21 protein-coding genes and 1 pseudogene are annotated in these 25,867 nt (G+C 48.3%); 19 read left to right on the plus strand and 3 right to left on the minus strand.

Going from position 1 to position 25,867, the window contains the following annotated elements; translation table 11 throughout:
- Positions 1-243 precede the first annotated feature (243 nt).
- Positions 244-325 (plus strand): annotated as a pseudogene (locus tag KJW29_RS36685) (multidrug ABC transporter ATP-binding protein); the annotation flags it as partial.
- A gap of 220 nt (positions 326-545) precedes the next feature.
- On the opposite strand, the gene KJW29_RS00715 reads toward KJW29_RS36685, so the two are convergent.
- Complete coding sequence (locus KJW29_RS00715; RefSeq protein ID WP_246608527.1) at positions 546-2,003, minus strand: DUF4091 domain-containing protein; 1,458 nt, start codon at positions 2,001-2,003, stop codon at positions 546-548.
- A 383-nt stretch (positions 2,004-2,386) separates the two neighbouring features.
- On the opposite strand from KJW29_RS00715, the gene KJW29_RS00720 reads away from it, so the two are divergent.
- From KJW29_RS00720 to KJW29_RS00780, 13 genes are all read left to right on the plus strand, one after another.
- On the plus strand, positions 2,387-3,253 hold the full coding sequence (locus tag KJW29_RS00720; RefSeq protein ID WP_214628364.1) for an AraC family transcriptional regulator: 867 nt from the start codon (positions 2,387-2,389) through the stop codon (positions 3,251-3,253).
- Between the two features lie 68 nt (positions 3,254-3,321).
- The gene (locus KJW29_RS00725) at positions 3,322-3,801 is read left to right on the plus strand and encodes a hypothetical protein (RefSeq protein WP_214628365.1); all 480 of its coding nucleotides are present in this window, start codon (positions 3,322-3,324) and stop codon (positions 3,799-3,801) included.
- Between the two features lie 476 nt (positions 3,802-4,277).
- Positions 4,278-5,465, plus strand: coding sequence for a hypothetical protein (locus KJW29_RS00730; RefSeq protein WP_214628366.1), 1,188 nt, complete (start codon positions 4,278-4,280; stop codon positions 5,463-5,465).
- Between the two features lie 29 nt (positions 5,466-5,494).
- Positions 5,495-6,751, plus strand: a complete 1,257-nt coding sequence (locus KJW29_RS00735; protein WP_214628367.1) for a DegT/DnrJ/EryC1/StrS family aminotransferase — start codon at positions 5,495-5,497, stop codon at positions 6,749-6,751.
- Positions 6,752-6,960: 209 nt separating this feature from the next.
- Positions 6,961-8,154, plus strand: coding sequence for a Gfo/Idh/MocA family protein (locus KJW29_RS00740; RefSeq protein WP_246608782.1), 1,194 nt, complete (start codon positions 6,961-6,963; stop codon positions 8,152-8,154).
- 39 nt (positions 8,155-8,193) lie between these two features.
- Positions 8,194-9,219: a TIM barrel protein gene (locus tag KJW29_RS00745; RefSeq protein ID WP_214628368.1), complete on the plus strand. Its 1,026-nt coding sequence runs from the start codon at positions 8,194-8,196 to the stop codon at positions 9,217-9,219.
- A 5-nt stretch (positions 9,220-9,224) separates the two neighbouring features.
- Positions 9,225-10,082 (plus strand): sugar phosphate isomerase/epimerase family protein, encoded by an 858-nt coding sequence (locus tag KJW29_RS00750; RefSeq protein ID WP_214628369.1) that lies wholly within the window; start codon positions 9,225-9,227, stop codon positions 10,080-10,082.
- Between the two features lie 360 nt (positions 10,083-10,442).
- Positions 10,443-11,567 carry an ROK family transcriptional regulator gene (locus tag KJW29_RS00755; RefSeq protein WP_214628370.1) on the plus strand — a complete coding sequence of 375 codons (1,125 nt, stop codon included), beginning with the start codon at positions 10,443-10,445 and terminating at the stop codon, positions 11,565-11,567.
- A 28-nt stretch (positions 11,568-11,595) separates the two neighbouring features.
- Complete coding sequence (locus tag KJW29_RS00760) at positions 11,596-13,740, plus strand: hypothetical protein (RefSeq protein WP_214628371.1); 2,145 nt, start codon at positions 11,596-11,598, stop codon at positions 13,738-13,740.
- Between the two features lie 107 nt (positions 13,741-13,847).
- Positions 13,848-14,855, plus strand: coding sequence for a LacI family DNA-binding transcriptional regulator (locus KJW29_RS00765; RefSeq protein WP_214628372.1), 1,008 nt, complete (start codon positions 13,848-13,850; stop codon positions 14,853-14,855).
- 25 nt (positions 14,856-14,880) lie between these two features.
- Positions 14,881-15,252: a sensory rhodopsin transducer gene (locus KJW29_RS00770; protein ID WP_214628373.1), complete on the plus strand. Its 372-nt coding sequence runs from the start codon at positions 14,881-14,883 to the stop codon at positions 15,250-15,252.
- Between the two features lie 48 nt (positions 15,253-15,300).
- Positions 15,301-16,206 (plus strand): polysaccharide deacetylase family protein, encoded by a 906-nt coding sequence (locus tag KJW29_RS00775; RefSeq protein WP_087570728.1) that lies wholly within the window; start codon positions 15,301-15,303, stop codon positions 16,204-16,206.
- Positions 16,207-16,249: 43 nt separating this feature from the next.
- Entirely contained in the window at positions 16,250-17,422 is a 1,173-nt protein-coding gene (locus tag KJW29_RS00780; protein WP_087570729.1) for a M24 family metallopeptidase, read from the plus strand.
- 480 nt (positions 17,423-17,902) lie between these two features.
- Here the strand turns inward: KJW29_RS00780 and KJW29_RS00785 are convergent, their stop codons facing one another.
- A complete protein-coding gene (locus KJW29_RS00785) occupies positions 17,903-19,036 on the minus strand; it encodes an SGNH/GDSL hydrolase family protein (RefSeq protein ID WP_214628374.1) in 1,134 nt (377 codons plus the stop codon).
- A gap of 247 nt (positions 19,037-19,283) precedes the next feature.
- Here KJW29_RS00785 and KJW29_RS00790 point away from each other — a divergent pair, with 247 nt between their 5' ends.
- The gene (locus tag KJW29_RS00790) at positions 19,284-20,045 is read left to right on the plus strand and encodes a sugar phosphate isomerase/epimerase family protein (RefSeq protein WP_214628375.1); all 762 of its coding nucleotides are present in this window, start codon (positions 19,284-19,286) and stop codon (positions 20,043-20,045) included.
- 308 nt (positions 20,046-20,353) lie between these two features.
- On the opposite strand, the gene KJW29_RS00795 is transcribed toward KJW29_RS00790, so the two are convergent.
- A complete protein-coding gene (locus tag KJW29_RS00795; RefSeq protein WP_214628376.1) occupies positions 20,354-21,259 on the minus strand; it encodes an AraC family transcriptional regulator in 906 nt (301 codons plus the stop codon).
- 230 nt (positions 21,260-21,489) lie between these two features.
- Here KJW29_RS00795 and KJW29_RS00800 point away from each other — a divergent pair, with 230 nt between their 5' ends.
- From KJW29_RS00800 to KJW29_RS00815, 4 genes are all read left to right on the plus strand, one after another.
- Positions 21,490-22,926 (plus strand): ABC transporter substrate-binding protein, encoded by a 1,437-nt coding sequence (locus KJW29_RS00800; protein ID WP_214628377.1) that lies wholly within the window; start codon positions 21,490-21,492, stop codon positions 22,924-22,926.
- A 78-nt stretch (positions 22,927-23,004) separates the two neighbouring features.
- Positions 23,005-23,934, plus strand: a complete 930-nt coding sequence (locus KJW29_RS00805) for a carbohydrate ABC transporter permease (RefSeq protein WP_214628378.1) — start codon at positions 23,005-23,007, stop codon at positions 23,932-23,934.
- Positions 23,931-24,755 carry a carbohydrate ABC transporter permease gene (locus KJW29_RS00810; protein WP_214628379.1) on the plus strand — a complete coding sequence of 275 codons (825 nt, stop codon included), beginning with the start codon at positions 23,931-23,933 and terminating at the stop codon, positions 24,753-24,755. The genes KJW29_RS00805 and KJW29_RS00810 overlap by 4 nt, the downstream gene beginning before the upstream one ends.
- Before the next feature lie 33 nt (positions 24,756-24,788).
- Complete coding sequence (locus KJW29_RS00815; protein ID WP_214628380.1) at positions 24,789-25,856, plus strand: Gfo/Idh/MocA family protein; 1,068 nt, start codon at positions 24,789-24,791, stop codon at positions 25,854-25,856.
- Positions 25,857-25,867: the final 11 nt, after the last annotated feature.

The raw sequence follows: 25,867 nt of genomic DNA on the forward strand, positions 1-25,867 counted from the left end.
TTTACAGGGAACAGGATCCCAACCGGCATGCGCCAAATGGCGCTGTTGGCGAGATTTACAATCTTGCGGATCGGCGAGTTCTCTCGGAACTGGAATGGCACCAGATGATAGCGGGTCTGATGAAGTGGGATAGCGAGCTTGTAGTAGCTCCCGATGATTGAGGCTTTGAATTTGGTATGGAACGGTGCTTTACTGAAATCACACCCTTGGAAACAGTCCTACTGAACACCATCAACTGGGAGTTTCTTAGGCACCAACGGAGCGGGGGAAGACGACCACCATTCGCATGATGGTGGAACTGATCAAGGTCAGTCGAGGCGATATTTTCCCTTATAATCGATTAAAGACCTACGCTATGCTGTGAATCCATTTCTGAAGAGCCCGGTGCGGGAAATCCGCACGCCGGGTTCTGTGGGAGTTCGGGCCACCAGTTGAGTGGCCCTTCTACCCGGAGACGGGGGTTAGGCGCCCCCTCCTGCTCGATTCTGGCAATGTAAAACAAGAAAATTTTCATGCGGTTAGTCTACAATTTCCCAAAGTCCTTATTATGCTAAGACTACGGCATCTGCTATTGCGGCATTAATACGCTGACGAGTCTGAAGCAGCCAATCCAAACTTTTCGGATATTGATCGAAAGCAAGCTTTTCCTGCAAACCCAGCTCTAACAACGTCATTGTTTGCTCTCTGCCCACAAGCTTCTCCAGCAATTGAAGCGCGCGCATATCCTGCAAACCTTCATAGAACACTTCCCAACGCAAGGAGTCCAGCGGACCGTCAGCGCCCGGGTACACAACAAAGGCATCGCCGGAAGGGAAACCGCAATCGGCATCCGTCACGCGGAACGGATCAATCGCTTTAAGGGAATGCTGGCTGTACCAGAAGTTAAAGCCCCAATGCAGGAAACCTTTTACATTAAATTTGTACATTTGTGCACCGATAATCCGGTTACGATAAGATGGCATGCCGAAGAAACGATTGGCTACGTCGACATATTGTCCGCAGCAATAGTACGTCCATAGCGGCTCCACTTGATTCTCAATAAACGGCTCGATATGATTAGTCGCCGGAATAGGCACATCTACCAATCCATGTTGGTAAAAATCATAGTCGGACAAAGCATCAAGGAAAGCAAAATTACCCAAGTGCTTCTTCAGAATTTCGCTGGCTTGGCGGTAAGGCTCCAAATGTTCTTTATGCGGCTCATCCGAAATATGAAAGTACACTTGCTTCTCGATACCGCGCTTTTCAATAAACGCAACAAGTTCCTGTAAAAATTGATCAAGGAACGCGCAATAGGCTTCTCCGCCAGCATCCGTATCCCATCCGAAAATGCGCTGTTCCTCTCCATCCACTTCCGCGATAATTTTAGGAGCATGCTTCGCCCCCCACTGGGTGAACAAATGTGAGAACTCGTAATAGAGAATGCCGACTCTCTCACACATCGCAATCCAGCGCTCAAGCTTCTCAAAATTGAACTCATACGTATGTTCTGCGACTTGCTTCACGCCAATCAATTGAATTGTCGGACGTTCTCCTCCAATTGCCGTATCAAGCGGCGGTGTAAATAGCGGGGTAAGTAACAAGTTCACACCATGTCTGGCGGCATTGCTCGCATATTTCTCGATAAGCTCCCAATGCTCCTCGCCGAGCCTCTCTACCTTATATTGTGTTGCTATGCAATCCGTATGGAACCATTCTGTATGAATCAGTTGCTGTGGCGGCAGCTCAGCCGGAAGAACTTCCAGTGTAAACTGTTCTTCTCCCAAGTGAGTACCCTCGCTGCTTGCAAAAGCAAGTGTGATAGCAAAAGATTTCTTGGCTTGCGCCGCATCCGCCGCTGCGATAGACGGCAACGCAACCGTTACCCAAATCGAACGCCATTGATGCGGAATTGCATGCACACCTTGCTCGACAGGATACAAAATATCCGGATACAGACCGGGAGTTGTGCGTGTATAATCATCATCTGTTTGCGCGAAAGTCGGCATATCCGACGGTGCCAAGCCTACAGACCGCAAAGTGATGTAAGGCTTCATTTCGGATTTGACAGATACTTCAAGAAACCTTGATAAGGTGCTACTGCGATAAGCTACTTGAAAGGAGTATACTTCATGCCACAAAGCTGTTCCGCTATTGATCTGTGAATCAAGTAGATCCGAGTCTGCAAACACTTTACTCAGAGAACTTAGACAGCGTGTCTCGAATACTGGTGAAATACTGGTCACAATATGACCTCCTCTAGCTATGATGGTTTCATCATAGCAATAGAACTTATTGTTCGCAATCTAAGGATATTGAATAAACTATAACAATAATGACCTTAATTTCAGAAAAAATTTGCGGTATACTCAACTAGAGAAAGATTGCAGAAAGGCAGGGTTTAATCATGGAACAAGGCGCGTTTGCATTCAGATATACAGAAGCTCTCCCTTACTTGCTGCTCGATTCTATTGGTTGGCAATCTACTGATTCACCCTATTACGGCAATAATGGGCATACCCGCACCGACAATGGTCATGTTATTTTTCAATATACCTTGAGTGGGGAAGGCAGGCTTGAATTGGATGGCCAGACATACAGACTCACGCCTGGAAAAGCTTTTATCGTAAAAATTCCGAGTGATCACCGCTATTACTATGCGGTGGAGACAGGGGAACCGTGGGAGTTTATTTGGCTGAATGCCAAAGGTGAAGATGCGTTTCGCATGTGGGACCGCATTATCGAACATGGAGGAGAAGTTATTGCCTTGCGCGATCGCAGCTTGTCATTGTCCAGTTTTTGGGACATGTATAAAGCTGTATCCGAAGAAAAACTTTCCGATTGTGCAGAGCTGTCCGTTATGTTATACCGCTTCATGCTCTCCTTATTTACTCCCGATGCAGGCTTGAATACACAGGCAGAGAATTCTTCTATAGTAGAAAAAGCCAAACATTATATCAAAGAAAACCTTACCACTCCGGTCACTTTGGAGGATATTGCGGCATATTGCGGGGTATCAGGTGCCTATTTATGCCGCTTGTTCCAACGGAACAAACTTTCTTCGCCGCTGGAATATTTGCGTCGGCGCCGAATTGAAGCTGCTGTGACCATGCTACGTACAACAGAAATGAGCGCACAGGATATTGGCAAACAATGTGGCTTCGAAAGTCCCAGCTACTTCAGTAAAATCTTCAAAGCTTATCTCGGTTTCTCCCCCCGAGAATATCGCGTGCATAGAGTGAATTATCCATTTGATACGATTTATTTGGACTAATTATTTTGTCCTGGCATCGTACTACAAGTTTAATGTGCTCATGTTGTTGTGCCGCCACAGGAACTGCGGTGACGGCTACAAGCTCGGTGCCAGGCAAGTTGTACCTGGTGCCGGCAAAAGCGTATGCTTCTGAAAGCGAGCTTGAGCAAGCCGTCTTGTCGGCAGTAGATGGCACGGTATACGGATTGAAGGCAGATGCGTCAGCGGGGATAGAGGTATCGTTCGACACTTCGCATATGGAACCCGGCAAGTACCAATTATACGCAGTAAACCTGAGAGGCATTGTTTCGCCGGGATCAGCTTCAATAACAGTAAGCTCTGAGCCTGCAGTTATTGACGATACAAGCCCGTTCGTTACTTACAGCAAACGTTGGTCTACACTAACTAACGCCTCATTGCATGGAGGGAGTGAACGTTATGCGCTGGATGATGGGGGTTCCGTTGAGATTATGTTTTATGGGACGCGGGCTACTGTGTACGGAACTATCGCATTTAACGGAGGGATCGCGGACGTTTATGTCGATGGAGAATTGAAGGGACCGCTATGAAACTCAAAAATCCGCAACCGTCAAGGCTGCGGATTTTTGGTGCGTTTGGCCATTCCGGAGGAGTAGAGCCTGGAATAACGACGGCCATTGAGCTGTCAAACAAGTATTAGAATATGTACCTTGATTTAACGGGCGTATTTCTATGCTTGGGTGGGCCGCTCGACTATTTTGTCAGCCAAGCGAATCCGGATACGCTAATTATGCGACTCCCAGACTTGAATCACCTTCAGGTGATTTGTTCTTATTACTCACTTATTAGATAGCTTGTTATTTGATTCTCGAGGTTCTCAATCCGCTAACTCACAGCTATATAATTCAATTAGTGAATTATATAGAAGAATCAACTGTACAGTGGATATTGAAAGCTTTATTGAGTGCGTAAATATTTTAGTTATGGGGTTTACAAATGGGTTTATCGGTTATATAATTCACTTAATGAATTATATAAAGGAATCGAATCGGGAGGGATACGAGCGATGAAAGATGGAGGAGTGAAGGCGGCGTTTGGAAAAGTAAAGATAACGCCAGAGGAGCTGGCGCCGCTGCAAGGTTATGATCCTAGTTTATACATTGCGAATCCTGACAAAGACATACTGGATGAACTGTATGCGCGGGTTTTGATTTTGGACGATGGAAGATCTCGGCAAGTGATTGTTAGTGTCGACTGTTGTCTCACGAACGAAAAGGACTACCTGTCGCCTAATCCTGATGGGCAAATGGAGCCTTATCGTCAATTGCTCCAAACGTTCCCGGAAGGGACTAAACGGTTATGGGCGGATGCAGCTCAAACAGAGGAATTTACCGTATCTGTGCATGCCACGCATACCCATAGCGCCCCCGAGCATTTTAGCGAGAAGTATACTTCCCGAATCGCGGCAATGATTGCAGAAACGGCCGAAAGGCTGCAGGACGTACAAATTCGTGCAGCTGCCGGACAATGCAGCGTATCGGTAAATCGCAGACCTCATCTGCAGCATAACGATACATTGCCCATTGATCATTCGCTCCATCTCATTATGATTGAGTCGCTAGACGGCGAGGCTCTGGGGGCAATCGTCAACTGTGCGGTTCATCCAACCTTGCTGGCGAATCCGTTTAATCGGGTTTCCAGCGAATTTGTCGGACTGGCGATGAGTGAGTACGAATCGACGTTTAAAGAAGGTTTTGTGTCATTGTTCATTCAAGGGTTTTCTGGAAATGTGGGCCCGAGAGACCATTACCGGACAGAAACAGAAGATACGTATCGTTGGGTGCTCGAGATGGCTCAAGCGTTGCATCGGGATATTGCTCACGCAGCGAAAGACCTGCAGCCGATTGGCATACTTCCGATGAAAGCGGCAGAGAAGCAAGTCACGCTTCCAACGCGTCAAGGATATTTTATGCCAACGATCGACGTGACGCTGCAAGGTTTCCGAATCGGGGATTTGCTGCTGCTTGCCGTATCCTGCGAGGTTTTTAATGGCTATGAGAGGTTGATTAAACCGTATTCCCCAGCGTCGTTTACGTTGATGTCCGGACTTGCGAATGGATGCCATGGGTATCTGCCGACCGTAGAGGCGTTCCGTGATGGGCTGGGTGGATACGAAATGAATGTTACCCCTTACGACGAAACCGTTTCTAATCTATTTGTTCGGGCTGCGGCAGAGCTAGTCGAGAGTTTATAAAAAATAACGGTAGGAAAGTAGGGAACTCGATGCAATTACATGATAATCATACTCCGGTACGTACGAAACCATGGGATTTCGGCTTAGTCAGCACGGCGGAAATTGGTGAGCTGGAAAAAGAGTATGTACTGCGTGTCCTGGACAAAAAGAGAGTGTTCCGATACAGCGGAAGCGATAACGAGCTTTCGGAAGCGTATCAATTGGAGAAATTGTACAGTAATCGGCTAGGCGTACAATATTGTCTAGGCGTTAATGCCGGTACTTCGGCGCTTGTAGTTGCGTTGATTGGAGCGGGCATCGGACCGGGAGACGAAGTAATCGTACCGGCTTACACCTACATTGCTACTGCGGCGGCCGTCTTAATTGCCCGCGCAGTTCCAGTCATTGTAGATGTAGATGACACATTAACGATGGATCCGCAAGCGCTGGAGGCGGCTATTACCCCTTATACGAAAGCGGTTATTCCCGTCCATATGCGTGGAGTTCCTTGCCAGATGGACGAAATTATGGCGGTCGCGACAAAGCATAACCTTATTGTGATCGAAGATGTGGCACAAGCAAATGGCGGTTCCTACAAAGGCAAGGCGCTTGGATCGATTGGCAATGCCGGCTGCTTTAGCTTTCAGCAATATAAACTGGTTACTGCGGGCGAAGGCGGCATGCTCGTTACCAATGATCCATCTATAAACGCGCGAGCTATGATTTATCATGATTCTGCTTTTGTGTACTGGGATATGAACAAAATGGCCGAAACCGTTCCTTTTGCTGGCGAGAACTACAGACTCAGTGAGCTAAACGCGGCGCTTGCGCTTGCTCAATCACAGCGGATCGATTCTCTTGTATCTCGACTTCAGAAGGTCAAATCGGTCATTGTGGATGGGATCAAGGATATCGCGCAAATACAGCTTCAACGTATTCCGGATCCACAAGGCGATCTCTCTTACAGCTTGGTTTTTTACTTGGATACATTGGAGCAATCCGAACAATTTTCGAAGCTGTTGGTCAAAGAAGGCATTCCAAACGGCACGATTAACAATAATGGTTTTGCCGATCGGCATATCTTTAAAAATTGGAAATACGTAATGGAGAAGCAGGGCGCTTCGGAAAATGATACCCCTTGGAACTGTCAGAGCTACAAAGGCAATGTCCAATATTCGCAAGATATGTGCCCGCAAACGATTGACTGGCTAAACCGTGCTATCGCGATAAATCTGCATCAAAATATGACGGATGATGATTGTAACGATGTCATTGAAGCGATTCGTAAAGTTGCAGCCACCCTATAAGTGCGTGTTCAAAAAGTTCGGTTCTCAGTACCGAGAAGATTGGATGAAGCTAGGACCTGAGGAGCGGAGCGTAGTGGAAGCTACGTGAGCACCGGAAGGTTCGGCTGAATTCAATATTCGACGTCGAGTAGGCTTCTTGGATTACTTCGTAATGGGAAGCGGACTTTTTGAACAACCTCTATAAGGAGTGAGGGAGCGAGGTGAGTGAGATGCTGTCAGGCGGAACGGTGAAAAAGAAATTGCGCGTTGGCATGATTGGATACAAGTTTATGGGAAAAGCCCATAGCCACGCTTATCGCGACTTGCCTTTCTATTTCGATACTAAAGTCGAACCTGTCATGCAGGCGATAGCGGGACGCAATCAAGAGGGAGTGCAAGCGGCGGCGGAGAAGATGGGATGGGCTTCTTGTGAAACGGATTGGCGTCGTCTGATTGAAAGAGATGACATCGACTTAATTGATATCGTTACACCGAACAATACGCATGCGGAAATCGTGATCGCGGCAGCAAATGCCGGCAAACATATTTTATGCGAGAAACCATTGGCGATGAATGTCGAAGAGGCCGGGCGCATGTTGGAAGCGGTTAATAAAGCCGGAGTTGTGCATATGATATGTCACAATTATCGTTTCGCTCCGGCCGTTCGATATGCCAAACAGCTAATCGACAGCGGGAAGCTTGGGCATATTTATCATTTTAGAGCTAGATATTTGCAGGATTGGATTATGGACCCCAACTTTCCGCTTGTCTGGCGGATGCGCAAGGATGTATGCGGATCCGGCACGCATGGAGATTTGATGGCTCATTCTATTGATTTGGCACGGTATCTAGTAGGCGAGATCAGCGAAGTGTCAGGAATGATGGATACCTTTATCAAGAAACGTCCTCTGGGAGAAATGAGCGGCGGGTTAAATGCGGAGATTTACGGGGATCAAATGGGCGATGTTGACGTTGATGATGCAGTAGCGTTTCTGGGCCGCTTTGACAATGGGGCGTTCGGCGTCTTCGAAGCGACTCGTTTCGGCAAAGGAAACCGCAATACGAACCAGTTCGAGATCAATGGCTCCAAGGGTTCTATCCGTTGGGATATGCAGAGTATGAACGAATTGGAATTATATTTGGAAGATGATGAGCAAGGCAATCAAGGGTTCCGCACCATCACTTGTACGGAGGGAATCCATCCGTATGCGGGGGCTTACTGGCCTGCAGGTCATATTATCGGTTATGAGCACACTTTTATCAACCTTTTGCATGAGCTAACAAATGGTATTGCCGAAAATAGAAGTCCATCGCCTAATTTCGAGGATGGATATCGCAATCAACTGGTCCTGGAAGCAGTTGAAACTTCATCTGCAAACAAAAGTTGGGTAAAAATACCGACAACAACTATTCTTACGCCATAGGACGGCGAATAGCCGTTTTTATTTGAGAGGAGCTTGACTATGTATCGTTTTTCATTTGGACCTTGGAATATTCATGAGGGGACAGATCCGTTTGGCCCCGCGGTTCGTCAATCCTTTGATTTTCAACAGAAATTAGCCGTTTATCGCGAGCTTGGATTCGAAGGCATACAATTTCACGACGATGATATTGTACCGGATATTGAACAGAAATCTTATGCGGAAATCATGAAGGAAGCCGGTGCCGTACGCCGACGTTTAGATGAGCTTGGATTGGTTGCGGAAATTGTTGCACCACGTCTATGGGAGAGCGAGAGTACGATTGATGGCGCGTTTACTTCCAATGATGCGAAGGAGCGCGCCTACGCAATCGAACGTTCCAAACAAGCTGTCGATATTGCGAGAGAGATGGGAACGAACAACTTTGTGTTATGGCTGGCAAGAGAGGGCACTTATATTCGCGAAGCCAAAAATCCGGTTGATTCGGTTCATTATATTGTAGATGCCATGAATCAACTGCTTGAATATGACAGCAATATCCGAATTCTAATTGAACCGAAGCCAAATGAGCCAATGGATCATGCGTACATACCGACTATTGGACATACATTAGCGCTTGCCTATCGGACGATAGATCCGAAGCGAGTGGGCGGGTTGATCGAAACAGCCCATTGCATACTGGCAGGTCTCGACCCATCGGATGAAATGGGCTATGCGCTCTCCTTCGACAAGTTGTGGAGCGTACATCTTAATGACCAGAATGGGCTGAAATACGATCAGGATAAGTCATTCGGGTCTGATAATTTACGGCGCGCATTTAATCAGGTGCGTGTGCTTGAAGAGAATGGATATGGCAAAAACGGTGAATTTGTTGGCTTGGATGTAAAGGTCATGAGGACGCAGCCGCGCGACATTTCGTATAAACACTTGGAAAATAGCAAAAAAATGTTTTTGCATCTCGTTGATAAGGTACGCACTTACGACAAAGAAGCGGAGCGCCAATTGATTGCGGCGCGCGATTATGAAGGATTGGATTTGCATGTGTTAGAACATTTAATGGGGAGATGAATGTCTTGAGCGCATTTAAAGGTAAAGTAGCCGTCCATGGCATTACTTGGGGCGACAAATTCGAAAAAAGCTTTGAGGAAGCGGCGCTGCTAGGCTACAAGGCCATTGAGCCGTGGCCCTCCTTTGTGTTAGGGTTTGAAAATCGCGAGAGCGAACTGCAGCAATTGCTCGATCGATACGGTCTTGCCCTTGCCGGCGTATACGGAGGAGCTTCGGGCGAAGCGGGGCGTTGTTTTGCCGATCCGGCCAAGCAACAGAGCATCATTGATTTTAACGTTCGGCTAGCCCAAATAATCTCCAAATGCGGAGCAGGACATATCGTGTTCGGTCCAGGGGCTCCTCGTAAAGGGACTATGACGCCGGAACAATTAAAGCAGGCGGCAATTACAATTAACGAATCCGCAAAACGAACGTTGGAATTTGGAGTTAAGTCGTGCGTGCATCCCCATTTGTGGACGGAGCTTCAAGATGAGAACGAGCTCGATGAGCTGCTTGCGCTATGCGATGCCGAAGTGTTCTTCGCACCTGATACGGCACATTTATCAGGGGCGGGTATGGATGTGGTCAGTGTGATTCGTCGACATAAGGAGCGGGTCGCCTATGTGCATCTGAAGGATCTTGCGCCGAGAGACGCAAGTGTCGAAGCTGCTACTATGCTGCTGGGCAATGAAGCGTTGCTTGATTTTTGCGAGCTTGGTACAGGTGTGATCGACTTCCCGCCGATTATCGACGCATTAAATGAAATTGGTTACGAGGGATGGCTGACTGTCGAAATCGACTATTCCTTGCATACGCCTCTACGAAGCTTGGAAATATGCCGCGATTTTGTTGAGCAAGAGCTTAAGATTCCGGTGAGAAGCTGATTTCCGGACAAGAAAGAAGAACAGCCGCGGCTATTAGCCGTGGCTGGTTCTATGTCGGCAGAAGCACACATTTCACGCTACAATGCCGGTTACATAATTCATTAAGTAGATTATATGATTGTTTCACTTTGAGTTAAGGCAATCAATTAGTTGTAATCGTTGGATTTGATTTTTATTAATGTATTTACAATCGAGTATTTAAGTTATATAATTTATTAAGTAAAATATATAAGATAAAACAGCCATTCAAGCAGCGAAGACATTATAGTTCAGTCAAAAGCCTTACCCTGTAAGCACAACGAACACTTATGATAGAATGGGTAGGTGATTTTATTATTGCGTGTGAGAGGATAGTTTAGGATGAAATTAAATCCATTGGAAAATCAAATTCTGAAGGTCATACAGAAATGCGAAGGCGTCTCCCGTAAAGCGTTAGCGGAAATGACAGGACTTTCGCAAGCCACAATTACTAATATTACAAAAATGCTCATCGAGCATCATTACGTTGTCGAGGGCGATCGTGTTGGCAATGGGATGGGAAGAAAAGAAGTATTGTTATACTTAAATCCCGAGAAGTTTCGGTTTTTAGGAATTGATATTGGGGGATACCGAATCCGCTTTGCATTGGCGGATAACCTCATGAGAATTACGCATGAGCAGGAATACTTTGTAGATGAGTTTGACGGAGAAGCGGATGTCATAGAGCGTGTGCTTGAGAAAGTCGAACGGTTTTTGGCCGAGTCGGAATTGAATCCAGAAGAGCTTGATGGCATAGGGATCGGTGTTACGGGTATCGTGGATAGGAGTATGCAGCGGATATTAAATATTCCAAACCTCAATGCTTGGGGAGAACTGGATATTGTATCCAGGCTGAACCGGCGCTTTGATTGCCCCGTTTATTTGGACGAAAGCGGTCGAACGATGGCTCTAGCCGAGAAAATAGAAGGTAAAGCCAAAGATGTCGAGGATTTTATCAATGTTCACGTTGCTTACGGTATAGTGGCCGGCATATTTATTAACGGGCAGTTGCTTAGAGGCGCTAATAATGTAGGCGGGCTGCTCGGACATATTACCGCAGATGAAGATGCTGGTCGCTGTTCGTGTGGTAATTATGGTTGTTTAGAAAATATTGTGACTTATCCGATGATCGAGGCTGCTTATAAGCGCCAAGGCGGCCAATTCGAATCCATTGCAGAAGCTTATCGAATAAATGATAAAATCGCATTTGATGTCTGCATAACGTCAGGTAAAGCGATCGGTATAGCTTTGAGCAACGTCATTAATTTGTTTAATCCGCAAGTGATTTATTTGGGAGGTCCCGTATTTGAACATTTGCCTATCATTTTCGAAGAAACAAAACGTACGATCCTGCTTAGAGCAAATCGTTATGCCGCGGTAGAAATGCAACTGGAGCATAGCTCGTTCGGAGATAAGCAGGGGATGATCGGAGCCTTGACGCTGGTTAGAAATTCGTTGATTGGATGATTGAAAATGAATGATGAGGGGGCGGAAGATGGAGCGCAACTACGATTTTCGCAAGCGGCTGGAAGTGGTTCATAAGCCGAATCGCCGTGATTCCAGCGTCCGCGCCGAAGCGGGCGAGCTGGAAATTTCGGAGGACTGGCGCATCGTTATCGATGAGGCGGCCAGTCCGCTGCTGGTCCATACGGCCAAGGATTTGCAGGACTACCTGTTTACGAGCATGAACGTTTCCGTTCGTTTGTTGCGGGTAAAGGATATGGCGGAGACGGTTGCCGTGCAAGAGCGTGTAATCGTACTGGCGACGAGCGAGCAATTGCCAGCGATTGGCGGTAAGCTTGAGAAGCCGCGAAGTTACCGAATCGTTGCTCAGCAAAGTCGTATCATTGTATGCGGTTACAAGGAACGCGGGGCAGCTCAGGGGAGCTATTTTCTCGAGGATCAGATGAATTTGCGCGAAGCGCCGGTGCTGGCTTGCTCGGATGTTACCCGCGAACCGCTGTTCTCGCCGCGTATGGCCCATTCCGGCTGGGGGCTGGATCGTTATCCCGATTCGCATTTGAATGCGCTTGCACATGCGGGGATCGACGCGATTATGGTGTTTGTGAAGGATGTTGACGAGACGCCGGAAGGTTATCAGGATTTCAACTATTTGGTCGATCGCGCTGAGCTCTACGGACTGGATGTCTATGTTTACAGCTATTTGATCAGCCGCCTCCATCCGGATGATCCGGATGCGAAACATTATTACGAATGCACCTATGGACGGGTGTTCGAGGCGTGCCCAAGGTTTAAAGGTGTTATTCTCGTCGGGGAATCCTGCGAATTTCCGAGCAAGGATACAAATACGACGGGCAAGCTGCGGCTTGATTGGCCGGCCGATCAACCGCAAACGAAGCCGAGTCCAGGTTGGTGGCCATGTGAAGACTTTCCGCAGTGGCTGAACCTGTTGTCGGGAACGATTCGCGCGCATAACCCGGACGCGGACATCGTATTTTGGACGTACAACTGGGGCTGGGCGCCGAAGGAAGATCGCCTGAAGCTTATCCGCGCGCTGCCGGAAAATATTACGCTGCAAGTGACGTTCGAGATGTTCGAGCAAATACGCAATGAGCATGTAACTCACGTTTGCGTAGACTATACGCTTTCAAACGTCGGGCCTGGCGCGTATTTTAGCAGCGAGGCGGAAGTGGCACGCGAACGCGGCATTAAGCTGCATGCAATGAGCAACACGGGCGGGCTTACTTGGGATTTCGGCGTCATTCCTTACGAGCCGTTTCCGGGACAATGGAACAAGAGACATGAGGCATTAAAGAAAGCCAACCAAGACTGGGGCTTAAGCGGCCTAATGGAATCCCATCATTTCGGCTGGTGGCCATCCTTTGTTAGCGAGCTCGCAAAGTGGGCTTACTGGAGCCCGAGCCCTACGTATGAAGAAGCGCTCGCGATGATAGCCAAGCGCGACTTTGGCGAAGCGGCTGCGCCTCTTGCAGTGGAAGCTTGGAACGCATGGAGCGAAGCGATCACCCATTATATCCCGACAAACGAAGACCAGTACGGACCGTTTCGCGTTGGGCCGTCTTATCCACTCGTTTTCCGCAATGCTATGTTTAAAAAAGCGGTGCAAATGCCGGCTGTCAAACATGCGATGTTCGGCAACGAAATCGTATTGACGGATTACGATCCGCTAGAAGATCCTCGGCAATCGCTTGGCGTATCCCGCATCGACGTGGAAATCAGGAGCCTCGAGCGGATGCTTGAGCTAATGGACACCGGTAACGAGTTGTTGGAAGAAGCGCTAAAAAGGACTCCGGATAGAAAAAGAGAAGAAGGCGTGAGAATGTTTGGTCTAGGGCAGTTTATTGCCAGGTCGATTAAGACGACGATCCATGTCAAGCAGTGGTGGAAGCTGAAACGACAGCTATTGAGCGAAGGGGATACCGGCAAAGCATTGGCATTGATGGAGCGGATGGAGGAGTTGGCTCGCCGTGAAATCGCAAATGCGGAGGCTGCGATCCCGCTGGTGGAAGCCGATTCGCGGCTTGGCTGGGAACCGAGCATGGAGTATATGACGGACACTGCGCATTTGCGCTGGAAAATTAACCAAGTGCAAAGCGTGCTGGATAGCGAATTTGCACAATACCGCAAGTCGCTTGCGCTAACGGATAGCTTGCAATAACGGACAGCATGCAATAATGGGATTATGTATGAGGCGCGATAGGGAATCAACCTGTGCCAATTGCGCAAACGTTGTCTCAAATATCAAAAGAGGAGTGGAGAGATGCCGTGCAGCTCAAAGATATTGCCAAACAATTAAATGTATCGGTGTCCACCGTCTCCAGAACCGTTAACGGAACGGGGCGGGTAGGCGCCAAGACCCGGGAACGCATACTGGATGCGATCAAGCAGACCGGGTATCAACCGAATGAAGTAGCTCGAAGCTTGAAACGTCGGAGCGCTCGTACGCTCGGGGTCGTAGTCGCGGATTTATCAAATAGTTTCTATTCCAAAGTCATCAAAGGCGTCGAAAAGGTGGCTAGCGAGAACAGTTATAACGTGTTCGTATGTAATACGGATGAAGAAGTGGGCAAGGAAGAGGAGTACATTCGGGTACTGCTGCAAAATCAGGTGAGCGGATTGGTCATTGCCACCGTAGGTTCGGATGTCCGGCTGTTTCAGCCTTATATCGATTCCGGCATTCCGTTTGTATTTATCGACAATTTGCCTTCGTTGGAAGATCGTTTTAATTTGGTTGCGATCGATAACGCGAAAGCGAGCAGAAGCATTACCCAACATCTAGTCGATCAGGGTCACCGCAAAATAGCGATGATGACGGGGCCGTTAAACCAATCCACATCTTCGGAACGAATGCTTGGCTTTCGAAAATGTCTAGAGGAAAACGGCATTACGCCGGAGGTGCGTTGGATAGGCGTCGGAACGTTTAAGCAGGAGTACGGGTACCGAATGATGCGCGAATGGCTGCTGAACGAAGATCGGCCTACTGCGGTATTGGCCGCCAACGATTTCTTAATGTACGGCGCTATAAAGGCGATTTACGAAAGCGGGCTGAAAATTCCTGAAGATATTGCAGTTGCCTGCTTCGATGCGAATGACGAAACGGGATTGATCTCGCCGGGTATTACGGCCATCATTCAACCCGCTTATGAAATCGGATCGATCGCTGCCGAAATCATTATGCGCAGAGAGCACGATAAAGGGCGAAAGCAGTACGAGAAAATCGAGCTGGAGCCTGTACTTCTGCTGAAACAATCAAGCATGGGGAATAAGGGCTGACACCACGCATAGAGGAGGTGAAAAGATGAGCAATGGTCAAGGCAATACGTTGTGGATCTACCCGGATTGCGAATTGCCGCCCGCGGGGGATTCCCTGCTGAAAGGACACGAGTCGGTTATCGTACTGAACTTGGGAGGCAATGAAGCAAACATTAGCTTGACGCTTTATTTTACGGATCGCGAGCCTGTTAAGGATATTAAAGTTAAGGTCGGCGGAGAGCGAGTTCGCTGTCTGCGGCTTGATAATCCGGATGATCTGGAAGGATTTATTATTCCAAGAGAATTGCAATATGCGCTTAAAGTCGAAAGCGACACGCCGGTCGTCGTTCAATACGGCAGACTGGATACGAGACAGGACAATATGGCTTTCTATACGACGATGGGCTTCAGCGAGTAAAGTGTTTTATTTTCGCAATTATATTTACGGAGAAGAGTGGATGAATAGATGAGTGATAATATCAAAGTTATATTCGGCTTCGATATGGAGACGGACGTAGGAAGCTTTACGCCCTATTATGACGGGGTTAAGAATGCTACAGCACCGCTTGTCGAGCTATTTGATAAGAAGGGCATTAAGGGAACGTTCTACTATACGGGGGATGCGGCACGGAGAAATCCGGAGAGCGTAGAGCTTGTAAAGCAAAGCGGCAACGAAGTCGGCTGCCATTCTTTGTTCCATGAGACGGTTGGAGACGAGTTGTTCCCGATTCCCGGAGTCGTTCCACTCCTTCCGGAGGAGGTCCCGTTTCGTATCGAGAAAGCAACGGAATGGGTGCAGCAAGTTCTTGGAGAACAGCCGGTTTCGTTCCGCGCTCCCCGCCTGTGGGGCTCCACTGCGTTGCTTAATTCACTGGAGAAGCTAAATTATGTGTCGGACGCCTCTTATCCGATGTACTTCTATCGGGAGCGATATGTTCCGTACAATCCAAGCTCGGCCGACTGGACGAAGGAAGGCGATATGAACATCGTCGAAATTCCCAACTTCGCCGACATGGTCATGAAGAGCAATGACCCGGGACTGGAGCGCGACCGCGATCAATGGCCGTTGTTCCGTACGCAAGGAACCGACGCGTTGATGAAGCATATCGACGGGTTTGTGAAATTTCTCAAGGATAGAAATTTGCCGGTCGTGCTTTGTTTCTATTTCCACCCGTGGGAGTTCATTCCGATCCAAGAAAGCTATCATTACGGCGAAGCAACCGTTACGCCGGATCGCTTCCTGACGCTTGGTTGCGGGGATAAAGCGATGAAGGAGTTTTCGCTGCTGATCGACCGCCTTAAGGATATGGGCTCGACTTTCCATCGCGCGGATGATTTCGCCAGACTGTGGAACAAGGGTGAAATCCGATAATCGCGCACGCAACGAAAAAAAAGGGATAAGGGAGAGGATTACAATGTCAACGAGGATCTGTATTCCGGACTACGAGTATAAGGAAAGAATTCAGCGGGCGGCAAAGCTGGTACAGCAAAAAGGATTGGACGCGCTTCTTGTCAACTCCAACGAAGCGGACTATGCGAACGCGCGGTATTTTAGCGGCTTCTGGCCGTTGTTCGAGCGGGCTGGCGTCGTTATTACGGCTGCGGGAGACGCCGCGCTCCTCGTTGGACCGGAGAGCACCGTCTATGCTTCGGACTTCGGCAAAATCGATAAAATTTTCACGCTCATGGAATACCGCGAGTCGGCCAACCCTGCGTACCCCGAGCTTAAGCCCAACACGTACCGGGACGTCTTCAAGGCGCTTGGCTTAACGGGCGACAAGCTGAAAATCGGCGTCGCCAGCCTGCTCGACACGACGGTCGTTATGATGGAAGGGTTGAAGAACAACTACCCTGAGGCGGAAATCGTCGGTGCGGACGACATTATGGTTTCGCTGCGCCGGATCAAATCGGTCAACGAGCTGGCGTGCATGCGCGAAGGTTACCGTATTGCCGAGCTTGCGACGGAAGAAGTCATCCGGACGATCCGTCCGGGCGTTACGGAATCACAGATGGTCGGCGTCGCCCAGCGCGTTATTTACGAACATGGCGCCGAATACGAAGGGCTGCCGATGTATATTTTCAGCGAAAAGTCGACGAGCCATGCGATTTCCCGTTCTTCGCACCGCGTCATTAACGCGGGAGACATCGTGCAATTGAACTTGTCCGCCAAAGTCGACGGCTATTCGGCGGCGGTCGGACTGCCGATCAGCCTTGGCAAGTTGACTTCGGAGCGCCGCGATGTTATCGAATTTGGCCTCCGTGCGCACGAATGGACGCAAGCCCAGCTCAAAGCGGGCGTCGTAGCGAGCGATGTGGCGAAAGGTTTTATTAAATTTTTTGGCGATAACGGCTATGCGGACAATTACCTGTACGGTCCTTGCCACGGCACGGGAATGATCGAGGTGGAAGCGCCTTGGATGGAGACGTCGTCCGAGTACTTGCTGGAGCCGAACATGACGTTCCAGATCGATACCTTTGTCATGACGCCGACGTTTGGCATCCGCTGGGAGAAAGGCGTCGTCATTACGCCGGGAGGCTGTGAGCTTATGTGCCAGCCGGTAGGCACAATTCACGAATTGGAATTTTAAAATAACAGGGCGGCATCTGGCCAAACGTGTATGAAAATTCATACACAATCTACCAAATAGGCCGGCATCTGGCCAAACGTATATGAAAATTCATATACAATTCACCAAACAGGCCGACATCTGGCTAAACGTGTATGAAAATTCATACACAATCCACCAAATAGGCCGGCATCTGGCTAAACGTGTATGAAAATTCATACACAATCCAGCAAATAGGGCGGCACCTGGCTAAACGTGTATGAAAATTCATATACAATCCAGTAAATAGGCGGCACCTGGAAAAATGGTTATCCCAAAGTCAGTGAAAACGGAATGCTGGACGCTCCGTTTTGGTAGAAAGTTTAAAAGTGGCAGGCATCGACCTCGCCACTTTCCTGAAAAAGCAGCTACACAAAAAGTTGGACGGAATTATTTTTCGCCCAACTTTTTATTTTTGAGACTTATTGGACAGCTCCTTTTGTTGCTGCTAAACGCGGTCGCTCAGCCTCGAACAGAGTGCGAGCGAACTACCGCACATAGCAGCAGAGATTTAAATATTGGTTCGAGACGATCCGCCATCCTGAGAAAACCTAAGTCAGTTGGATGCGTGCCATCTACCGTACATTCATTAAAATCGCTGCCGAGCAAGTCAGAGCCGTCGATAAAGAAAATGTTTTGATCGCCTTTGGATCGAAGCTCATGAACGAGTGACTGCTGAAATTGCTTGCACTCCATTCTTGTCTGATACAGCTCCCTGTGATTCGGGAAGTGTTCTCTGGCGTAACGGATTTTGGAAACGACCAGCACTTTTGTTTGAGGGTGGACGCTTCGATAGATTTGGATAAATTCAGGAAGCGTTTGTTGAAAAAGCTCGGTACTCACACAATTCGCTTCGTAATCCAGAACCAAACAGGCAGGATCAGGAATGCTGGCAATAACCTCAGCTACCTCTGGTTCGCCTTTGCCGCTTCCCGAAAATCCTAAATTCAAAAATTCCATCGGGATTCTGCGGCTCAAAATGTTGGAATACGCCATACCCGGACGCGACGCGCAGCCTCCCTGAGTAATGGAAGTCCCATATATAATGATTTTTTTGTCCGTCACATAGTCTGGCGGGGGAAGTATGGAGGCATTCTCCTCCAAGCCAATCTCTATCTCTTCCACGCCCTGGTACAACGGTAAATAGAGAACAATATTACGCATTTCGGAATGCCAGTCTTGGAATAAAACGCTATCATATTCTGTCCGTTCGATATCATATTTCGTTGTATTGCAGTATTGCAGTCCATTCGATGTTTCGATATAACAATCCACTCCGCATTGTCCTGTCGCTGGCATATGAAACATATTTGCCTTATCTGCAAGCTTTACTCTTACCGACAATGAAGGAGAGTCAGTTTGGAAACGAACTTGCGCACCCGCCGGATGATTGGCCAAATAATCTACAGCAGCAGGCAGCACGGCCTTTGGCGCAGTTGGCAGTCTCCGATACTTGCCCTCTTCCGCAAACCAGGCAAGACCTGAGACGTGGAAGGGACTCATTTTGGGCGAATGCCATTTCATGTTGTCTTGATTTGCCTCATCGGGCCTCATATTTCTATCATAAGTTTCAATTCTGTTCTCCCGTTTTTTCATGATCAGTCTTGTATCTCCCTTCCATCTATAATTGCTAATGTAGTGCGCTTTCCTGACGACACCTCAAATACTAACACAGTGAAGCCCTTTGGCATAGTGACGATAGGAAGGAAGTCAATGCACGTCTGTTGTTGGCGGACCGGGCTGATTATGTGCATCGTGCGTCGTTGTTTTCTAGACATTTTGGAGCGTGCGGCTTATATTAGGTCTATCGGATTGGAAAAAATGATAGAAGGAGTGAGCTGATATGCTGCATACTGGCATGTTGTCCATTACGTTTCGCCAATTACAGCCCGAAGAAATCGTTGCGCTGACGGTTCAAGCCGGCCTGGATGCCATCGAATGGGGAGGGGACATCCATGTGCCCCATGGCAATGTGGATGTTGCGCATCATGTAAAAAGAGTAACGGAAGAAGCGGGACTCATCATCGCATCCTACGGTTCGTACTACAAGGCAGGCGTTCTTGATTCGGATGTACCGTCTTTCGAGGATGTCCTGGCCAGCGCGGTGGCGCTGGGTGCGCCGGCCATACGGATTTGGGCCGGCAACAAAGGCAGCCAAGCGGCGGATCCAGGCTGGCGGGATCAGGTAACCGCAGACATCGTTCGTATTGCCGATCAAGCTCAGAAGGAGAATATTCGCATTCATTTGGAGTACCATGCCAATACGCTGACCGATACCCTTGAATCGACGATCGCACTGCTTGAGGTTGCTAACCATCCTAATGTCAAGACGAACTGGCAGCCCCCAACAACGCTGTCGGTAGAACAGCGGCTCGAATCTCTGGAAGGCGTACTGCCTTATCTTGCGGATGTTCATGTGTATCATTGGCAGCATGGCGAGCGGCTTTCACTCTCCGAGGGCTCGGAGGAGTGGGGAGCGTATGTCCATCACTTTCGTCCAATAGCGGGGAACCTTCGCTTTGCGATGCTGGAATTTGTGCGGAACGACGATCCCGAGCAGTTCCTCGAGGATGCCGCCGAGTTGCTTCGATTGGTTAAAGCGTAGGTTCGTCACCATCTCTTGACTCCCCCGCCTTGTTTCCATTCTCGTTCACGGCTTCAGTTGTATATGCGAAGGCACATGCAATTGCCGCATACAGAACTTATCAAGTTCGGGTTAAGCCTGGCCATCGTTTGTTTGGCTATCTGGATGAAGCATGCCGATCTACTCGCTCGACGATTTGCACAGCTTGCTGAACTACCTTGTTTTTCATTTGCACAAGGAAATGATCTTGCTAGTCAGTTTCTCCATTGATGAAAAAAAGCAGTAGTCACTACGTGCCCGTAGATGATTAGCTGCTTTTTGGGTTGCTATCAACCAGGATGATGCGTAATTTTGGCGCGAACGGAACGTGAATATTGTGTAGGGGTCATCTTGGTAGAACGTTTGAAGTGGCGGGAGAAATAGTGGATGCTATTATAACCGAGAATTTTTGAAATTTCAGTAAAATTATATTTTTCTTCGCGAATCATCGTTTTGGCTCTCTCCAACTTGAGGTCATTCAAATATTCAATAACTCCGCAGCCGGTATTCGATTTGAAGTTACGTAACAATTGTGATCTGCCGATTGCGAACTTCCTGCAAATGTCTGTCAAAGTCAGCTTCGATTCAACATTCTGCTTCATGTAAGCGACGAGCTGTGTCGTCAGATCTTCATCCTTATTGCCCGTTTTACCTGGATGAAGACGACGCTCTTTCTCTTTCTCAGCGTTACTGAGCCTTCGAGTGAAATAAATGAGCAGTGTCTCCAAATACATTTTAACTAACTGTTCACTCCCGAATGGAGCACTTTTCTTTTTATGCATGACACGTTTGAAAGGCTTGTCCAGGCGGGGAGATAGCGCATTGTACCCTTCGTTAACGAGCAAGGACAAAATCTTTTTCTCCTGTGCATCGACCTTGAAGTGTTTGTTCTCGAAGAAATCCATCGCTTTGGAAGCGCAATCAAATGTAACGATAATAAGATTTGGAGGAGATTTTGCGTCAGATCGCCCGCCATGAAACTGATTAGGCTTGTAAAAGATGACTTCCCCCTGCTTTAAGCTGAATTGATCGTTCTCTCTTTTGACATGTAGTTCCCCTTTGTCCACATACACAAACTCCCAAAAGTCATGCATTTCTCCTTTAGTAGAATAAGAGCTTGGGAGCTCGTAGTAATGAAACGTAACCAGACTGTCCACAACGATTTCCTGACTAAGCGGCACATGTTTATAGATCATCGGCTGTCCCCCTATACCAAATGTTTAGCCAAGAAGATCACAAGAGCAAGTTCTTAAAACATAGCTCGATTATACTCGATAATCCCCCTTTGCGAAACAAGGATTTGGCATATCGATATGATACGAAAGTGCAAAACAAATGGACAGAATGGTAAAGACGAAAGTCGACTAGGGTCCTAATATTAGAACTACAGCAACAAAAAATAAGAATAAAGGGGATGTGGATTGGCATGATTAAGAGCAAACAGCCTTTTAGAAAATGGGGCGCAATGGTCCTAAGTACAGCAATGGTGTTCTCATTGGCAGCTTGTGCAGGCAACAGCAGCGACAACGGCAGCACAAGCGCGAGCTCCTCACCCGCAGCCGAGGCGACTAAGGTTCCCAAGAGTGATGTTACGCTCACAATGTGGCACTGGAAAATCGCCTTCGACCCGGGCTTCAAAGCTGTTGCAGACGCTTTCAAGGAAAAAACCGGGATCACGGTAGAGACAACAGCGACAACACCTGATGAAGCTTACTTCCAAAAGCTTACAGCCTCGGCGGCAGCTGGAAACTTACCTGACATTTGGGCTTACCATGCTTCACCATTGGGTGGTGCTTACGACGGCAAGGCTGTAGAGTGGTCGGAGGAGCTTGAAAAAGACGCAGCATGGAAATCAGGCTTTCTTCCGGCAGCGCTTACAGGCGTTACAGTCTCTCAAGCTAATGTAGAGGCTTATGCCAAGTCCGATAAATCCAGCGACTGGATCAAAGCGGCAAAGGTTGGGCAAACGTATGGTCTGCCGCTTGATGTTGGCGCTTTCTACATGGTCTACGGCAATAAAAAGCTGGTGGAGAACGCGGGTCTGGATGCAACAGCTCCGAAAACGATGGAAGAGTGGTTGACTATGATGAGCACAGTCAAGGAGAAGACAGGCACTCCTGGACTCGTATTCAGCGCCAAAGCAGCGGGCGTATATTCCTCCTGGTTCGTGAACTTCGTGGATTACATGAAGAACGGTCCCGAATCGTTCACGAAATTCATGAAACGCGATGAGAAGCTGTCGGATCCGAAGCATATCTGGTCATTGGAAATTATTGACGACATGGCGAAGAAGGGCCTGATCCTGCCTGGTTCGGTTACGCTTGATATCGATGCGGCTGACCAAGCATTCGCTCAGGGAAAGGCAGCGTTCAGCATCGGAGGCACCTTCACTTACGCTACTTTGAAAGCGCTTGGCATGAATCCGGATGACATATTTAGCTTCCGCGTTCCTGCTTATGAAGGTTCCGTTGTGGCGGACGCAACGGTCACTCCGTTCCCGCTCGTCCAAATCGTGGCTAACAATGACAGCCCGCATAAGCAAGAAGCGATCGAGTTCGTCAAATTCCTGACATCCGAGGAAGGTCAAGTCTTGTATGCGAACAATGCGTTCGACTTGCCGGCCGTGAAAATCAAAGACACTTCCAAGCTCAATGATTCGCTCAAGGCGATGGCCGAATCGCTCAGCAGCGAAAGTAACTGGTGGTCCGAGAATCCGGCAATCGGTCAGGAAGTGTACAAGGAAGATTGGAAAGTGTACCACAATAATATGGTGAAGGTCATGCTGGGCGAGATGACAGTTGAAGATGCGGCCAAGGATTATGACAAGGCGGCAGAAGCTTTCAAAGCCAATGAAGCCAAGTAGCAGTCGACACTAATACAAAGCCGGAGGAGAAAGAACATTCGCCTTCTCCGGTCTTCATGACAGGGGTGTTTTTCAAAGATGAGTATCCGAAAAGATTTGCTGCGGGAAAGAATTGCCGGATATGTTCTCATAGCTCCTGCAGTCATCCTGTTTATGGTGATTGGTTTGTTCACGGTTTTATTTTCATTGGTTTTATCTTTCTATCATCTTGGTCAAGGTCAAATGATCTGGAATGCCAGATTCGCGGGACTTGATAATTTCAAAGACTTTTTGTTTGGCGGCAATGTCATTCTGACACGATTTTTCTGGCAGGCACTCCTCAACAACACTTGGATTGCGCTAATTATGGTGTTTGTTGTCGTGCCTCTTTCGCTTGTGCTTGCCGTGATGCTTCAAGGCATCGTTCGCGGAGCTAAATTGTTCCGGACCGTATTTCTGCTGCCGATGGTTACTTCATCGGTTGCCATTTTCTATGTATGGCAAGGGATTTACGAACCGACGGGTGCCTTGAATCAGATGCTGACGGCAATTGGGCTTGAGGAATGGGTCGCGGTAAATGGTTGGCTCGGTGAATTGAGAACAGCACTGCCAGCGGTGCTCGTCACGATTATTTGGGGCTCTATTCCAGGAAATCTGATTCTGTTCTTTGCCGGACTGCAAACCGTGGACCCGCATTTGTACGAAGCGGCCGAGATCGACGGGGCGAATGCCTGGCACAAGCTGCTGCACATCACATGGCCGATTCTGATGCCGATTACGGTCATTGCAGTCATCATGAATCTGGATGGAGCGCTGCAGGTGTTCAGCCAAATATGGGTAATGACCAAGGGCGGTCCTGCAGGCGAGACGATGGTCGTCAACGTGCTGATCTATCAGGAAGCCTTTCAGAATGGCGACCTAGGCCGAGCCAATGCAATGGGGTGGACACTGTTCCTGATTACCTTTGTTCTATCGATGATCAGCCTGCGGTTATTCCGTGACAGGTCTCAGGGAGGTGACGCGCAGTGAAAAGAACCAATCAAGTCATTCTATATGTGGTGCTTACCGTCTGGGGTTTGCTGTGCCTCTACCCGCTAACCTGGATGATCGGGGCTTCCTTCAAGGCGCCGTTGGATGTCATGAATACTTACTCCCTGCTGCCTCCTGGCAAGTGGCATTGGGAAACGTATGTTGACGTATGGAATCGATTGAATTTTTTTAAGTATTTCCTGAACAGTGTCAATGTGGCGTTCTGGACGCTGGTCGGGATAAATGTCATATTCGCGATGGCAGGCTTTGCATTCGCCAAACTTCGCTTTCCAGGCAACAATGCGATATTCCTGCTGTTTCTTGGCATGATGTTCGTACCTGGGATTACAATTATGATTCCTCTTTATCTGGTGGAGAATTATCTCAACCTGCTGAATACGCATCTGGGGCTTATTCTGCCTTCTATAAACGGGGCAGCACCTATGGCTATGTTCTTGTTCCGCAATTACTTCCGTTCCGTTCCGCACGAGCTGTACGAATCCGCGAAGATGGAAGGAGCGGGCGTAATGCGCATTCTGTTCTGGATTTATATTCCAATCTCGACTCCGATTATCGCTACTATTACGATGGTCAATTTCCTCGGCTCCTGGAACAGTTTTCTCTTACCGATGATTATGCTGACCAGCCAGGATCTGTTCACCTTGCCACTCGGTGTCATGCTGCTTGATACAGGGGTGTTCAGACAATGGAATATTTTGATGACAGGCTCGCTAATCTCAGTTATTCCGATCATCCTTTGCTTTTCCTTTTTACAAAAGTACTATATTCAGGGCCTGACAGCAGGAGCAATCAAATCATAAAAAAACCACACACGATAAGGGAGAGAGACACACATGAACACGAATATTATACGTCTTGGAGTTATTGGCTGCGGGGGGATGGCAAGTACGCACAGCGGCGGATATCAAGAGCTAAGTGACCGGATGGTCATTACGGCTACTTGCGATGTCATTGAGGAAAGAGCGCGCGAGGCGGCGGAGCTTACAGGAGCAAACCTGTACGTCACGGACTATCGGGATCTACTGGATGCTGTTGATGCGGTGCTCGTTGTATTGCCGCATGATTTGCACTTTGAGGTCGGAATGACCTGCTTGAAGGCCGGCAAGCATGTGTTGATGGAAAAACCGATGTGCAACACAGAAGAAGAATGTATAGAGCTTATTCGGACCGCGGATGAAACAGGCAAAGTATTGATGACCGCTTATCCTGTCCGGTTCTTCCCTGCTGTTCGCATGATGAAGGAGTTGATTGACAGCAAAGCCTACGGTGAATGCTTCCAAATGTCGATTTGGACGGAGCAGTTCACAAAGTATCCGGAAGGTCACTGGGCTACATCAGCCAAGAGATTAGGAGGAGGCCAGTTCTTCAGTCATGGATGCCACTATGTTGATCTGCTACTGTGGTTCCTGGGCAAGCCTGTGAGAGGGATTCATCTTGGTTCGAACTTCGGAACGCCTTGGATGGAGAAGGAGGGGACAAGTAATGCAACGATTGAATTTGAGAGCGGTGCGCTAGGCTACCACTTCGGAACATGGGGGGCAAGAGGGACGCGGCTCGGATGGAGCATTCATGCGCATTGCACGGAAGGCATGCTCGAGATTCATCTTGGAGATCAAAAGCTGTACTTGCATACGCATATCAAGGAAGAGCGTGCGAATCTGGATACCGAATCACGCACGACCGTACTGCTCGACATGAACATGTCCAGCAAATTTACCCATTTCGAAATTGGACATTTCCTCGATTGCATCCGGGATGGTTCGCGACCGATGACGGATGGACCGGCAAGTCTTCAGGGGCTTCGGGTCGTTTGGCGCTTGTATGAAGCAGAGCTGAACAGCACATTCGCTGATTTGCGCGGACTTGGACTTGACGAAGATTGGGAGAGTGTTTCAATATAAGCCCAAAGGAG

The sequence above is a fragment of the Paenibacillus agaridevorans genome (assembly GCF_018604145.1).
GTDB classification, from domain to species: Bacteria; Bacillota; Bacilli; order Paenibacillales; family Paenibacillaceae; genus Pristimantibacillus; species Pristimantibacillus agaridevorans.

Bases quoted from the DNA above. Each gene is read 5' to 3' on its own strand.
- KJW29_RS00720 (WP_214628364.1), top strand. From the start codon at position 2,387: ATGGAACAAGGCGCGTTTGCATTCAGATATACAGAAGCTCTCCCTTAC.
- KJW29_RS00730 (WP_214628366.1), top strand. From the start codon at position 4,278: ATGAAAGATGGAGGAGTGAAGGCGGCGTTTGGAAAAGTAAAGATAACG.
- KJW29_RS00735 (WP_214628367.1), top strand. From the start codon at position 5,495: ATGCAATTACATGATAATCATACTCCGGTACGTACGAAACCATGGGAT.
- KJW29_RS00740 (WP_246608782.1), top strand. From the start codon at position 6,961: ATGCTGTCAGGCGGAACGGTGAAAAAGAAATTGCGCGTTGGCATGATT.
- KJW29_RS00745 (WP_214628368.1), top strand. From the start codon at position 8,194: ATGTATCGTTTTTCATTTGGACCTTGGAATATTCATGAGGGGACAGAT.
- KJW29_RS00755 (WP_214628370.1), top strand. From the start codon at position 10,443: ATGAAATTAAATCCATTGGAAAATCAAATTCTGAAGGTCATACAGAAA.
- KJW29_RS00760 (WP_214628371.1), top strand. From the start codon at position 11,596: ATGGAGCGCAACTACGATTTTCGCAAGCGGCTGGAAGTGGTTCATAAG.
- KJW29_RS00770 (WP_214628373.1), top strand. From the start codon at position 14,881: ATGAGCAATGGTCAAGGCAATACGTTGTGGATCTACCCGGATTGCGAA.
- KJW29_RS00775 (WP_087570728.1), top strand. From the start codon at position 15,301: ATGAGTGATAATATCAAAGTTATATTCGGCTTCGATATGGAGACGGAC.
- KJW29_RS00780 (WP_087570729.1), top strand. From the start codon at position 16,250: ATGTCAACGAGGATCTGTATTCCGGACTACGAGTATAAGGAAAGAATT.
- KJW29_RS00785 (WP_214628374.1), bottom strand. From the start codon at position 19,036: ATGAAAAAACGGGAGAACAGAATTGAAACTTATGATAGAAATATGAGG.
- KJW29_RS00790 (WP_214628375.1), top strand. From the start codon at position 19,284: ATGCTGCATACTGGCATGTTGTCCATTACGTTTCGCCAATTACAGCCC.
- KJW29_RS00795 (WP_214628376.1), bottom strand. From the start codon at position 21,259: ATGATCTATAAACATGTGCCGCTTAGTCAGGAAATCGTTGTGGACAGT.
- KJW29_RS00800 (WP_214628377.1), top strand. From the start codon at position 21,490: ATGATTAAGAGCAAACAGCCTTTTAGAAAATGGGGCGCAATGGTCCTA.
- KJW29_RS00805 (WP_214628378.1), top strand. From the start codon at position 23,005: ATGAGTATCCGAAAAGATTTGCTGCGGGAAAGAATTGCCGGATATGTT.
- KJW29_RS00815 (WP_214628380.1), top strand. From the start codon at position 24,789: ATGAACACGAATATTATACGTCTTGGAGTTATTGGCTGCGGGGGGATG.